This window comes from Mycobacterium sp. (genome assembly GCF_019247615.1).
Lineage (GTDB): Bacteria > Actinomycetota > Actinomycetes > Mycobacteriales > Mycobacteriaceae > Mycobacterium.
In genome coordinates this window covers 1-12,470 of sequence record NZ_JAFBAT010000073.1, presented here as the reverse complement: position 1 = coordinate 12,470, position 12,470 = coordinate 1, and the positions used below count along the sequence as shown (strand labels likewise).

The window sequence follows — 12,470 nt, the reverse complement described above, 5'->3', positions numbered from 1 at the left end:
TGATGGTCAGTTGGTTGGCCGCGATGTTGTTGTCGTAGAAGGTGGCGACGCCCTCTTTGCCCCGCACACCGGTGCCGTCGGGGTTGGTGACGGACTTGCCGATCGGGTCCTCGACGACGACGTCGTCGGCCATCAGCGCCAGCCAGCCGTCCCGGTCGTGCGCCTGCACGCACCGCCACGACGATTGCGACGCCGAAAGTGCGGGGGATGCCTGAGATGCTGCGGTGTCGGTCATTTCCTTCTCCTGTCTTCAGATCGCGCACGCGGCGCGTGCGCCCTCCTCGGTGGCTTTACGGATGAGTCCCAGGCCGCTACAGTCGCCGGCGGCGTGCACCTCGGCGCCGGGCATCGCGGCGACCAGATCGTCGAACAACGCGGTGTCGGGTGTGAGGTGCCCGGCGATGACGACACTGTCGGCGGCCAGCTCACGGGCCGCGCCCCCGGCGGGGGTAAACACCACGGTCCGCTTGGTGATCCGCTCGACGGGTGCGCGGATGTGCACGCTGACGCCGAGGCGGTCCAGGCGATCCATGTGCTCCGTCTTGCGTTTGTTGCCCACCTCCGGGGCAATGTCCTTGCCAGCCTCGAGTATCGACACCAGCCTGCCACGGTCCGCGAGAAATTCGGCCAATTCAAGGGCGACGAGGTCTCCGCCGATGATGGTGACGCGCCGGCCGACCGGCAGCCATGCCCGGGTTGCGAGCCGAAACGCGGCCGGGTGCACCAGTCGCTGACGTCGGCCGCCGAGTAATTGGCGCAGCCCGGGTCCGGTGTATACGTGCGGTAGGTCGGCACCGGGGATAGCCGGCACCGCGACACGGCCACCGGTGGCCACCACCACGGCGTCCGGTGCCGCCCGGACCGCGTCGTCGGCTGAAACACCATGGCCCAGAATGACATTCGCGGTGCTGACCTTGATCTCGTCGCAAAGGTACCGCAGAAACGGCTGGTTTTCCGGGTGCAGCACCGACGCCCAGTGCAAAGCGCCGCCCAGTCGGCGGCCGCGCTCGAAGAGCGTGACGCGGTGTCCGCGTTCCGCGGCGACGCGAGCGGCTTCCAGCCCGGCCGGACCGCCGCCGATCACCAGCACGCGCTTCGCGCGACGTGCGCGAGGCGCGGCCAGCTCGCGTTCTTTGCCGGTGCGCGGATTGACGGCGCAGTCGACGGAGAGACGTTGTTCCATGGCGTCGATGCAGTTTTCGCAGGAGATGCATTTGCGAACCCGGTGCGCCTGGCCGGTCAGCAGCTTGCGCGGAAGGTCCGGGTCGGCCAACAGCGGGCGTCCCATCGCGATGAAATCGGCGCGCCCTTCGGCCAGTATGGCCTCCGCGCGAACGGGGTCGTGGATCCGTCCGACGGCGATCACCGGCACGTCCACCACCTGCTTGACCGTGGCCGCGGCGCCGACGTTGACAGCATCGCCGTCGTCGGCACCGTTGACCATGCCGGTGACGAGCCGATCGATCACGCCCCCGCTGACGTGAAACGCGCTCACGCCGGCGGCGACGAGTTCGGGGGCCATTCGCGCGGTGTCGTAGATCGGCCGGCCGCCCGCGACGCGTTCGTAACCGGAGATGCGCAGCGTGATGGGCAGGTCGTCGCCGACCTCGGCGCGGATCGCGGCCAGCGCCTCCAGCACCACCCGCAGCCGGCCGCGCGTCGAGTCGCCACGATAGTCGTCGGTGCGTCGATTGCGTTGTGGCGCAAGGAAAGAGCCCAACAACATGTAGCCGTGTGCGGCGTGCAGCTCGATGCCGTCGTAGCCCGCCGCGGCGGCCCGGCGCGCCGCGGCCTTGAACAAATCGAGCACTTCGCACAGTTGCTGCTTGCTGATCTCGGCCGACGGGCGCCCGGTGAGGTAGGAGGGAATCACCGACGGCCCCAACGACGTGACACCGAAGATCTCCGGCCCCAGCCCGTCGGGTCCGGCGTGGACGATCTGCGGCTGGATCTTGGCCCCGTGCTCGTGCACCACGTCAACCAGCGCCCGGTGCGCGTCGACCGCGTCGTCGGTCGCCAGGTGCAGACCGCCGGGCGTCTCGGGGTGGTGGTGGTCGACTCCCGTGGCGCCCAACGTGATCAGGCCGACCCCGCCCAGTGCGCGGGCGGCGAAATAGTCGCGGGTGCGTTGCGAGGGCAGCCCGTCGCGGGTGCCGTACATCGTCTCCATCGGAGACATGACCACCCGGTTGCGCACCGTCATGGCGCCGATCCGCCCCGGCGCCAACAGATGCGGGAAGCCGGGGGACACCGGCGAACCTGGGGCCGGTCTACCGATCGGCGTCCGTGTAGCGGATGACGCCGCGAATGTTCTTGCCGTTCAGCATGTCCTGATAGCCGTCGTTGATCTGCTCGAGGCGGTACTGCGTGGTGACCATGTCGTCGAGGTTCAGCTTGCCGGCTTTGTACATCGACAGCAGCTGCGGGATGTCGTATTGCGGGTTGCCGCCGCCGAAGATGGTGCCCTGCAGGTTTTTCTGCATCAGTGTCAGCATCGCGAGGTTCAGCATCACGTTGGTGTCGAGCAGGCTGCCGATGGCGGTCGCTACGCAGGTGCCACCCTTGGCGGTGATGTTCAGGTAGCTGTCGATGTCGGCGCCCTGCAACTCGCCGACGGTGACGATGACTTTATGGGCCATCAGGCCGTAGGTGACCTCGGCGATGCCCATCAGGGCGGCGTTGATGTCCGGGTAGACGTGGGTGGCCCCGAACTTCAGCGCCTGGTCGCGCTTCCACTCCACCGGGTCGATCGCGAAGATGTAGCGGGCGCCCGCGCTGACGGCACCCTGCAGGGCCGCCATGCCGACCCCGCCGACGCCCACGATCGCGACGTCCTGGCCCGGCCGGATGTCGGCGGTGCGGACGGCGGAGCCGTAGCCCGTGGTGACGCCGCAGCCCACCAGGCACGCGACCTCGAATGGAACCGACGGATCGATCTTCACCACCGAGCTGCGGTGCACCACCATGTACGGCGAGAAAGTGCCCAGCAGCGTCATGGGGTACACGTTCTGGCCACGGGCCTGGATGCGGAACGTGCCGTCGGACACTGCGGCACCGCCGAGCAGGCCGGCGCCCAGGTCACAGAGGTTGCGCATGCCCGACTGACACGTCGGACAACTCCCGCAGGAGGGGATGAACGACAGCACGACATGGTCGCCGGGTGCGATGTCGTCGACGCCTGGCCCGACCTCGGTCACGATGCCCGCACCCTCGTGCCCGCCGAGCACCGGAAAGCCCGCCATCGGGATGCCGCCGGTGACCAGGTGATGGTCGGAGTGGCACATGCCCGCGGCTTCCATCTGGATCTTGACCTCGTCCTTCACCGGGTCGCCGATCTCGATCTCCTCGATGGACCACGGCTGGTTGAACTCCCAGATCAGTGCGCCTTTTGTCTTCACGTTGGACCTGACCCCATTTCGCCTTTGAATCGATCAGAGCTGCCAGGCCATCATGCCGGGCGGCGTTGGTGACGGGCGCCACAGGCGCCCCTGTCGCGCCAGCATAGCGCGTCGAACAAAACAAATGCTTGGTTGGGTGCCGGTTGGGTCCGACTCACCAGATCGGCACGGGCGCTTTCCCGAGCGGGTAGTAGCCGGGCAGCTTCTCACCGGCGAGGCTGCGCTCGATCCGCTTCTGCATGCCCTTGGACAGCTTGCCGGCCTTCATCAGGTCCAGGTACAGCGCCTGAACGTGACCGAAGTCGAAGAAGTCCCGCTGCCACTCGATGAGTTTGTCGTCGTTGAGGCGAAACCAGCTGCCGCCGATACCGTAGATCTCCTGCCGGCCGCCGTCGCCGTCGACGACCACCTGCTTCCAGAAACCGACGATCTCGCCCTGGCGGTCGTCGACGATGACCTTCTGGTACGGGTACTGCCAGTTCTCCAGGCCTTCCATCTCCAGGCCGAGCGCGATGTCGCGGATCTCGTCGAGCCCGATGCACATCACGTCCTCCTTGGGCCCGATGTTCCAGCCGTAGGTGGCGTCGGGAGCGTAGAAGGCGGCGAGCGGCTTCCAGTCGCCCGCCTTCTCGCAATCATCGTTGGCCTGCAACCAGGACTGCACCCAGTCGTCGAGTTCTGCACGCGGGAATGAGGCCATGATTACTCTCCTGTTTCTTTGATCGACCCTGTTTCTTTGATCGACAAGGCCTGCGTCGGGCAGGCGATCACGGCCCGCTGGATTTCGCTGCGGGCGTCGTCGGGCGGCTCGGCGTCGAGGATTTCGACCTTGCCGCGCTTGGGCACCCGGAAATAATCGGGCGCTTCCAGCTCGCACATCGCGTGACCCTGGCACAGATCCAGGTCGGCCGCGACTCGATACCCCATATCAACCCCTATTTCCGACGGCGGTAGCGCACCTTGGCGGGCCGGGCCAGCTGCACCACCATCTTCGAGTGGTCGTTACGGTAGCTTTCCGGCGGTTGCGCCAACTCAAACGCATACTGTCGCAACAACACCGAGAAGATCGCCTTGATCTGCATGGTGGCGAACGCCGCGCCCACGCAGCGGTGCCGGCCGGCGCCGAACGGAATCCACGTCCAGCGGTTGAGCAGGTCTTCTTGACGCGGCTCCTCGTAGCGCTCGGGCACGAACTCGTCGGGGTCCGGGAAGTCCTCGGGAATCCGGTTGGAGATCGCCGGCGAGGCCGCCACGAAATCGCCTTCGTGAATCGGATAGCCCTCGACCTCGAACTCGCCCTTGGCCACCCGCATGAGGATGATCAGCGGCGGGTGCAGCCGCAGCGTCTCCTTCAGCACATTCTCCAGCCGCGGAATCTGGCGCAGCGCATGGAAACTCACGGACTGACCGTCCGCGTAGAGCTCGTCCAGCTCCTCGATGACCTCGGCATAGACGGTCGGGTGGCGCAACAGCTCGATCAACGTCCACGCCGAGGTGCCCGAACTGGTGTGGTGCCCGGCGAACATCAGCGAGATGAACATGCCGGTGACCTCGTCGGCCGAGAACCGCGCGTTGCCCTGGTCGTCCTTGATCGACACCAGCACGTCGAGCATGTCGCGGTCGCGCTTGTCGGCCGGCGGGTTGGCGATCCGCTGATGCATGATCTCCTGCACCAGCGCCACCAACCCTTTTCGCGCCTCGTCGCGCTTGCGGAAGCTCTCGATGGGGAGATACGGGTCGACGTAGCACAGCGGATCGGTACCGCGCTCGAGTTCGTGATAGAAGTGCGCGAACCGGGAGTCGAGCTGGTCACGGAACTTCGTGCCGATCAGGCACGCCGTCGATGTGTAGATGGTCAACTCGGCGAAGAAGTCGAGCAGGTCGATTTCGCCCTCGTCGCCCCAGTTCTCGATCATCCGGTGCACTTCGCGCTCGATGGTGGTGGCGTGGCCCTTCATGTGCTCGCCGCGCAGTGCCGAGTTGTGCAGCATCTCCTTGCGCCGCTCGGGGCTGGCGTCGAACACCACGCCCTTGCCGAAGATCGGCGTCATGAACGGATATGCCTCGGCCTGGTCGAGATCCTCGTCGGCGGAACGGAAGAAGAACTCATTGGCCTTGGCTCCGGACAACAACGTGACGTGCTTCTCGGCCAGCTGGAACCAGCCGACGTCCCCGCATTCCTCGCGGGTGCGCCGCATCAGCCCGATGGGGTCTGTCCGAAACTCTTCGAGGTGCCCGTGCTCTTCCTCACCGCCGGAAACCCGCGGCACGACTGCGGTGGTCGCTTCGTTCTGCGAAGTCATGAATCCAGTGCTCCCTCATCCAATTTGAGTTGCTGGCGTTCCTTTATCGAGGGCGCCTCGGGCTGCAGCTCCATGTTGGCGACGAAGCCGCCCCGCGGCGTCTCGGCGACGAACGTGATCGCGCGGGCGAGGTCGGACGCCCGCAGGAAGTAGTCGTGGCGTGCCTGTCCCCACTTGGCCCAGTCCTCGAGCGCGGGTCCGATCGACTCGGCCGGCAGGCTCCAGCCCATCGCCGTCTTGGTGGGGCCGGGATGCACGATCGACGCTCGTACGCCGGTGCCCTCGAGTTCCATCTGCAGGTTTGTGACCATCGCCACCAACCCGGCTTTGGCGGCCCCGTAGGCGCCCATGTGGGGACGCTGACGCAGCGCGACGTCGGAGCCGACGAAAATGAGGTCGCCGCGCTGACGCTCGACCATGCCCGGCACGACGGCGGTGGTCAGCCGGTTGGCGCCGATCAGATGAATCTGGACCTGCGATTCGAAAGTCTCGGTGTCGATTTCGTGCAGGCGCCCGAAGTAGGTGTCGCCGGCACCGGCGACCATCACCTCGATGTCACCGAGCCGCTCGGCGGTCTGGTGGACGAACGCCTTGACGGACTGGGGATCGGTGACGTCGAGCGGCAGCGCGATCGCCTCACCCCCGTCGGCGAGGATCTTGTCCACGATCTCCTGGCACTTCTCTACGCGCCGCGCACCCAGCGCCACCGGAAAGCCGTGCGCCGCAAGCTCTACCGCGGTGGCCGCCCCGATGCCCGACGAGGCCCCGGCAACGATCGCGGGCCTGCGCGCCGGATGCGGTTCGAAGCGCGGCATTTACGACACCTCCACACTGATGGGTAGGTGCGCGAACCCGCGGACGTTGCTGGAGTGGACGCGGACGGAGTTGGCCTCGTCGACCTCGTATCCGCGGATTCGCTTGAACAGTTCGGTGAGCGCCACCCGTGCCTCCATCCGCGCGAGGTGCGCGCCCAGGCAAAAGTGCGCGCCGCTGCCGAAACTCAAGAGCTTGGGCCCGATGTCGCGCCCGATCCGGTAGTCATCGGGGTCGTCGAACACCCGCTCGTCGCGATGCGCCGACCCCGGCAGCAGCAGCAGGACGTCACCCTCGGGGATCGTGGTGTCGTAGAGCGTAAGCTCTTTGGACACCGTGCGTGCGAGGATCTGGCTGGACGTGTCGTAACGCAGCGTCTCCTCGACCCACAGCGGCACCCGAGAGAGATCGGCGTAAAGCGGGGCCAGCTGATCGGGATTCCGGTGGCCCCAAAAAGCCGCATTGGCAAGGAGTTTGGTGGTCGTCTCGTTTCCGGCAATCACCATCAGGAACATGAAGCCGAGAATCTCCTCGTCGGTCAGCCGGTCGCCGTCGATCTCGGCGGCCAGCAGCGCCGACGTCAGGTCCTCGGTCGGCTTCGTGCGGCGTTCGGCGATCATCTCCTGGTAATAGACGATGAGGTTGATCGACGCCTCGATCGCCGACGCGGGAACGTCGTTGACGCCGTCCTCGCGGTGCATCACGCCGTCGGCCATGGCGCGGATACGGTCTCGGTCGGCCGGCGGCACGCCCATCAGCTCGGAGATCACGTCCATCGGGAGCTTGCCGGCGAATTCCGCCACGTAGTCGACGGTTCCCGAGCTCGCCTTCTCCAGCATGACGTCGAGGTGCTGGGTGGCGAGCTCCGTGATCCGCGGCTCAAGCTCCCGAATCCGGCGCGGGGTGAAGCCTTTCGACACCAGCGTGCGCAGGCGCAGATGGGTGGGATCGTCCATCGCCAAAAACGACATCGTCTTTGATGCGTGCGGCCCGCGCGACACGGGGTCCAGTGACACGCCGTCGCGGTTGGACAGCGACGTGCTGTTGCGGAAGCCTTGCCATACGTCCTGGTGCCGCGACAACGCCCAGAACTTCAGTTCGTCGTTGCGGTACAGCGGGGCCTCGTCGCGCAGCCGCTTGTAGTACGGGTACGGATCCTCGTGGAAGTCATAATCGTAGGGATCCAGGACCGGCTTCTCGGTCTGTACGGTCATGTGTTTTCTCCGGACGGCAGGATGAGGCCGACGACATAACCGAGACGGTCGGCGATTTCGTGGTACGTGTAGGCGCCGCTGGCGGCGTTGACCAGCGCGCCGAAGAACGTCATCTCGAGCGCGGAGACCGTGAGCGGATCGGCGTCCGGCCCGATCGCCGAGGTGATGCGCCGATGGATCTCGCCGCCGATGTGGTCGCGCGCCGACCGCACCGCCGGATCGGCGCCCCCCGACAGCAGCGCCGTCGTGCACGCCGCGGCGACCTCGGGTTCGTCGGCCACCACCAGAGCCAGCTGACGCAATGACTTGTCCACCCGAGTCCTCATCGGCTCGTTCACGTCGGTGAAGTACGGCACCTGCCGCACGAGATCGAGGTAGACCTCGGCGATCAGATGATTCTTCGATGAGAAGTAGGTGTAGGCGGTGGCCGGGGAGACTTTGGCCCGCGCCGCCACCGCGCGCACCGTCAAGTCGGCGTAGGACTTCTCGCGCAGAGTCTCGAAGCCGGCGGCGAGCACCTTGCGAAAGGTCTCCTCCTGGCGGCGGTTGCGCGGCACGTCCCGGGCCGGGCCAGTGTCGGAGGTGATCGCGACCACGGAATCGCTGGACACATGTCCAAGCTATCCGATCTGTGGGCCCCGAGGCAAGCCGGGTCATCAAATTGCCTGCTAATTGGCCGTTAGTGATTTCGGAAGAACCCTCCTGCTTGCACTTGGAACGCCTCGGCCGCTATGGTTCGAAAGGACCATATCGGACAAGTGTCCACCCGATTGGAGCGAGCGATGGCGTTGGTGCCCGACGGCGTGAGTGCACTGTTCATCGACGGGAAGATGTCGCCCGGAAACGCCGGCACCTTCCCGACGATCAACCCGGCAACCGAGGAAGTGCTGGGAGTTGCCGCCGACGCCGACGCGGACGACATGAGCCGCGCGATCGATGCGGCACGGCGGGCCTTCGACGACACGGACTGGTCCCGCAACACCGAGTTGCGGGTGCGGTGCGTGCGGCAGCTGCGCGCAGCCATGCAGCAACACCTCGAGGAATTGCGGGAGCTGACGATATCGGAAGTGGGCGCGCCGCGGATGCTCACCGCGATCGCACAACTCGAGATCCCGGTCAACGACCTGGCGTTCGCGGCGGATACCGCCGAATCCTACGTCTACAACCAGGATCTCGGCGAGGCGGCGCCCATGGGCATCCGGACCCGGCGCACCATCGCCCGGGAGGCCGTCGGCGTCGTCGGCGCCATCACCCCGTGGAACTTCCCCCACCAGATCAACCTGGCCAAGATCGGGCCGGCGCTGGCCGCGGGGAACACCGTCGTCTTGAAGCCCGCCCCCGACACACCCTGGTGCGCGGCCGTCCTGGGGGAACTCATCGCCGAAAACACCGACTTTCCACCGGGTGTCATCAACATCGTGACCTCCAGTGATCACGGCGTGGGCGCGTTGCTGGCCAAAGACCCACGGGTGGACATGGTTTCGTTCACCGGATCGACGGCCACCGGACGCGCCGTGATGGCCGACGGTGCCGCGACCATCAAGAAGGTCTTCCTCGAGCTGGGCGGCAAGTCGGCGTTCATCGTGCTCGATGACGCCGACCTGGGTGGCGCGGTAGGAGTGGCGGCGTTCTCGGTGTGCATGCACGCCGGGCAGGGCTGCGCGATCACGACGCGGCTGGTGGTACCCCGGGCGCGCTACGACGAGGCCGTCTCCATCGCGGCCGCGACCATGGCGGGCATCAAGCCCGGCGACCCCGACGACCCGGGAACCGTTTGCGGGCCGTTGATCTCGGCGCGGCAGCGGGATCGGGTACAGGGCTACCTCGACTCTGCGACGGCTGAGGGCGGGACGTTCGCGTGCGGCGGCGGGCGGCCGGCCGACCGCGACGTCGGCTTCTTCATCGAGCCCACCGTCATCGCGGGGCTGGGCAACGACGCACGCTGCGCGCGCGAGGAGATTTTCGGTCCGGTACTGACGGTGATTCCGCACGACGGCGACGACGACGCCGTTCGCATCGCCAACGACTCGCCGTACGGCCTTTCGGGCACGGTGTTCGGCGCTGACCCGAATAGGGCGGCCGACGTTGCCGCGCGGGTCCGGGCGGGCACGATCAATGTGAATGGCGGCGTCTGGTATTCGGCCGACGCGCCGTTCGGCGGCTACAAGCAGTCCGGGAACGGCCGCGAGATGGGACTGGCCGGTTTCGAGGAGTACCTGGAAACCAAACTCATTGCCACTGCCGGGAATTGACGGCGCTGAGAGGTGGATTATGCGATTCGAGAACAAGGTAGCAATTGTCACCGGGTCCGGTGGCGGCATCGGCCAGGCGTACGCCGAGGCGCTGGCCCGTGAGGGCGCCGCCGTCGTGGTGGCCGATATCAAGGTCGATTCGGCCGAAGGTGTGGCAAAGCAGATCGTCGCCAACGGTGGCACCGCGCTGGCCGTTGCGGTCGATGTGTCCGACCCCGCGTCGGCGAAGGCGATGGCCGACCGTACCCTGGCCGAGTTCGGCGGCATCGATTATCTGGTCAACAACGCCGCGATCTTCGGGGGCATGAAGCTGGATTTCCTGCTGACCGTCGACCCCGAGTACTACAAGACGTTCATGAGCGTGAACCTCGACGGCGCGCTGTGGTGCACCCGTGCCGTCTACAAGAAGATGGCCAAGCGCGGCGGCGGCGCGATCGTCAACCAGTCGTCCACCGCCGCATGGCTGTACGCGAACTACTACGGCCTGGCGAAGGTGGGCATCAACGGGCTGACGCAGCAGCTCTCGCGCGAACTCGGCGGCCAGAACATTCGGATCAACGCCATCGCGCCCGGGCCCATCGACACGGAGGCCAACCGGACGACCACTCCGAAGGAAATCGTGGACGACATCGTCAAGGGTCTTCCCTTGTCGCGCATGGGAACTCCCGAGGACTTGGTCGGGATGTGCCTGTTCTTGCTCTCCGACGAGGCGTCCTGGATCACCGGGCAGATCTTCAACGTCGACGGCGGGCAGATCTTCCGCTCATGAGTCAAGACTTGAAGCTTGGCTACATCGGTCTCGGCAACATGGGCGCGCCGATGGCCACGAAGATGACGGAATGGCCGGGCGGGGTGACGGTCTACGACATCCGGAGCGAGGCGATGACGCCGCTGGCCGAGAAGGGCGCCGGCCTGGCCGACAGCGTCGCCGACGTCGCCGCGGCCGACATCGTTCATATCACCGTCCTGGACGACGCGCAGGTGCGTGAGGTCGTCGGTGAGCTCGCGGTGCACGCCAAGCCCGGAACGGTCATCGCGATCCACTCGACGATCAGCGACACCACCGCCGTCGAGTTGGCCCGCGAGCTGAGGCCGCGCGACATTCACGTCGTCGACGCGCCGGTCAGCGGTGGCGCGGCCGCAGCCGCGAAGGGCGAGCTGGCCACCATGGTGGGGGCCGATCGTGAAGTGTACGAACGGATCAAGCCGGCGTTCAAACACTGGGCCGCGATGGTGATCCATGCCGGAGAGCCGGGCGCCGGGACCCGAATGAAGCTGGCGCGCAACATGTTGACGTTCACCTCGTACGCCGCGGCATGCGAGGCCATGAAGCTGGCCGAGGCCGCCGGGCTGGATCTGCAGGCGCTCGGGCGGGTGGTGCGCCACACCGACGCTCTCACTGGCGGACCGGGTGCGATCATGGTGCGCGAGAGCATGAACGACCTGGAGCCGGAGAACTTCCTGTACCAGCCATTCCTGCACACCCGTGGGCTCGGCGAGAAGGACCTGAGCCTGGCGCTGGCGCTGGGTGATTCGGTGTCGGTCGATCTGCCGATGGCGCAGCTGGCCTTTGCAAATCTGGCGGCGGGCCTCGGCGTGCCGCACACGGAGAAAGACACATAAATGGACGAGCTGCGCCGCAAAGGCCTCGAGAAGATGAACGAGGTCTACGGATGGGAGATGCCCGACATCGAGGGCGACCCCTACTTCGACCTGACCGTCGATCACTTGTTCGGCACCATCTGGACCCGGCCGGGATTGTCGATGCGCGACAAGCGCATCATGACGCTGACCGCCGTGACCGCGGTCGGAAAGCGTGACCTCGCCGAGATCCAGATCAACGCCGCGCTGCTCAACGGCGAGCTGACCGAGGCCGAGCTGAAGGAGATGGCCGTCTTCCTCACCCACTATCTCGGCTTCCCCCTGGGGTCCGCGCTCAACGGCGCGGTCGACTCCGTCGTGGCCAAGCGCAAGAAGGCCGCGGCGAAGGGTGCCGGGGAGGACCGGAAGGCTAATGTCGACGCCGCGGTGAAGATGCACTCGGGCGAGGCCAGAGAGTAAGGGCATGTTGTAATCGCTTGTGTCACTGCGGTTTCAGTGGTCACAAAGTCGGCGTTTTTGTCGGTGGGTGTCCGTATGTTTCCGGTATGGGGTCGGGCAGTCGTGAGCAGATCGTCGAAGTCTTCGACGCGCTGGATGCCGTCCTGGACCGCTTGTGCGCCTTGTCGTTTGAGGTGTTTACCACACCGGAGCGGTTGCGGGCGCTTGAGCGTCTCGAGTGCATGGCGCGTCGGCTGGGCTCCCCGCAGCACGCGTTGATCAATCAGCTGGGGGCGCAGGGCAGTGAAGAAGAGCTGGGTGGCACGCTGCGCTCGGCGTTGGCCGATAGGTTGCGGATCACCAAGCCCGAGGCGGGCCGGCGCATCGACGAGGCCGCCGATTTGGGTGCACGGCGGGCGTTGACCGGCGAGCCGCTGGCCCCGCAGCTGA

General features: G+C 66.4%; 14 protein-coding genes. 5 read left to right on the top strand and 9 right to left on the bottom strand.

Annotated features, from left to right (window positions below; all coding sequences use genetic code 11):
• The 9 genes from JO059_RS04950 to JO059_RS04910 form a co-directional block, all read right to left on the bottom strand.
• The coding region (locus JO059_RS04950; RefSeq protein ID WP_293314994.1) for a ketosteroid isomerase family protein at positions 1-235 on the bottom strand (235 nt) is incomplete at its 3' end.
• A 15-nt stretch (positions 236-250) separates the two neighbouring features.
• Entirely contained in the window at positions 251-2,251 is a 2,001-nt protein-coding gene (locus JO059_RS04945; protein ID WP_293314993.1) for an FAD-dependent oxidoreductase, read from the bottom strand.
• A gap of 19 nt (positions 2,252-2,270) precedes the next feature.
• Positions 2,271-3,398, bottom strand: a complete 1,128-nt coding sequence (locus tag JO059_RS04940; protein WP_293314992.1) for an NDMA-dependent alcohol dehydrogenase — start codon at positions 3,396-3,398, stop codon at positions 2,271-2,273.
• A gap of 154 nt (positions 3,399-3,552) precedes the next feature.
• On the bottom strand, positions 3,553-4,098 hold the full coding sequence (locus tag JO059_RS04935; RefSeq protein ID WP_293314991.1) for a nuclear transport factor 2 family protein: 546 nt from the start codon (positions 4,096-4,098) through the stop codon (positions 3,553-3,555).
• Positions 4,099-4,100: 2 nt separating this feature from the next.
• Positions 4,101-4,325 (bottom strand): ferredoxin, encoded by a 225-nt coding sequence (locus tag JO059_RS04930; RefSeq protein ID WP_293314990.1) that lies wholly within the window; start codon positions 4,323-4,325, stop codon positions 4,101-4,103.
• An 8-nt stretch (positions 4,326-4,333) separates the two neighbouring features.
• Positions 4,334-5,701: a cytochrome P450 gene (locus tag JO059_RS04925; protein WP_293314989.1), complete on the bottom strand. Its 1,368-nt coding sequence runs from the start codon at positions 5,699-5,701 to the stop codon at positions 4,334-4,336.
• Positions 5,698-6,516 (bottom strand): SDR family oxidoreductase, encoded by an 819-nt coding sequence (locus JO059_RS04920; RefSeq protein WP_293314988.1) that lies wholly within the window; start codon positions 6,514-6,516, stop codon positions 5,698-5,700. Before JO059_RS04920 ends, JO059_RS04925 begins: the two co-directional genes overlap by 4 nt.
• Positions 6,517-7,728, bottom strand: a complete 1,212-nt coding sequence (locus JO059_RS04915; RefSeq protein WP_293314987.1) for a cytochrome P450 — start codon at positions 7,726-7,728, stop codon at positions 6,517-6,519.
• Positions 7,725-8,339, bottom strand: coding sequence for a TetR/AcrR family transcriptional regulator (locus tag JO059_RS04910; RefSeq protein ID WP_293314986.1), 615 nt, complete (start codon positions 8,337-8,339; stop codon positions 7,725-7,727). Before JO059_RS04910 ends, JO059_RS04915 begins: the two co-directional genes overlap by 4 nt.
• Positions 8,340-8,510: 171 nt before the next feature.
• Between JO059_RS04910 and JO059_RS04905 the strand changes: the two genes are divergently transcribed.
• From JO059_RS04905 to JO059_RS04885, 5 genes are all read left to right on the top strand, one after another.
• A complete protein-coding gene (locus JO059_RS04905) occupies positions 8,511-9,980 on the top strand; it encodes an aldehyde dehydrogenase (RefSeq protein ID WP_293314985.1) in 1,470 nt (489 codons plus the stop codon).
• Positions 9,981-9,999: 19 nt separating this feature from the next.
• Complete coding sequence (locus tag JO059_RS04900) at positions 10,000-10,749, top strand: SDR family oxidoreductase (RefSeq protein WP_293314984.1); 750 nt, start codon at positions 10,000-10,002, stop codon at positions 10,747-10,749.
• A complete protein-coding gene (locus JO059_RS04895) occupies positions 10,746-11,603 on the top strand; it encodes an NAD(P)-dependent oxidoreductase (RefSeq protein ID WP_293314983.1) in 858 nt (285 codons plus the stop codon). Before JO059_RS04900 ends, JO059_RS04895 begins: the two co-directional genes overlap by 4 nt.
• Positions 11,604-12,041 (top strand): carboxymuconolactone decarboxylase family protein, encoded by a 438-nt coding sequence (locus JO059_RS04890; RefSeq protein WP_293314982.1) that lies wholly within the window; start codon positions 11,604-11,606, stop codon positions 12,039-12,041.
• Positions 12,042-12,127: 86 nt separating this feature from the next.
• Positions 12,128-12,470: DUF222 domain-containing protein (locus JO059_RS04885; RefSeq protein WP_293314981.1), on the top strand; the 343-nt coding region annotated here is incomplete at its 3' end.

Excerpts from the sequence above, each read along its gene's own strand:
- JO059_RS04935 (WP_293314991.1), bottom strand. The coding sequence starts at position 4,098 with ATGGCCTCATTCCCGCGTGCAGAACTCGACGACTGGGTGCAGTCCTGG.
- JO059_RS04915 (WP_293314987.1), bottom strand. The coding sequence starts at position 7,728 with ATGACCGTACAGACCGAGAAGCCGGTCCTGGATCCCTACGATTATGAC.
- JO059_RS04890 (WP_293314982.1), top strand. The coding sequence starts at position 11,604 with ATGGACGAGCTGCGCCGCAAAGGCCTCGAGAAGATGAACGAGGTCTAC.
- JO059_RS04895 (WP_293314983.1), top strand. The coding sequence starts at position 10,746 with ATGAGTCAAGACTTGAAGCTTGGCTACATCGGTCTCGGCAACATGGGC.
- JO059_RS04925 (WP_293314989.1), bottom strand. The coding sequence starts at position 5,701 with ATGACTTCGCAGAACGAAGCGACCACCGCAGTCGTGCCGCGGGTTTCC.
- JO059_RS04920 (WP_293314988.1), bottom strand. The coding sequence starts at position 6,516 with ATGCCGCGCTTCGAACCGCATCCGGCGCGCAGGCCCGCGATCGTTGCC.
- JO059_RS04900 (WP_293314984.1), top strand. The coding sequence starts at position 10,000 with ATGCGATTCGAGAACAAGGTAGCAATTGTCACCGGGTCCGGTGGCGGC.
- JO059_RS04905 (WP_293314985.1), top strand. The coding sequence starts at position 8,511 with ATGGCGTTGGTGCCCGACGGCGTGAGTGCACTGTTCATCGACGGGAAG.
- JO059_RS04930 (WP_293314990.1), bottom strand. The coding sequence starts at position 4,325 with ATGGGGTATCGAGTCGCGGCCGACCTGGATCTGTGCCAGGGTCACGCG.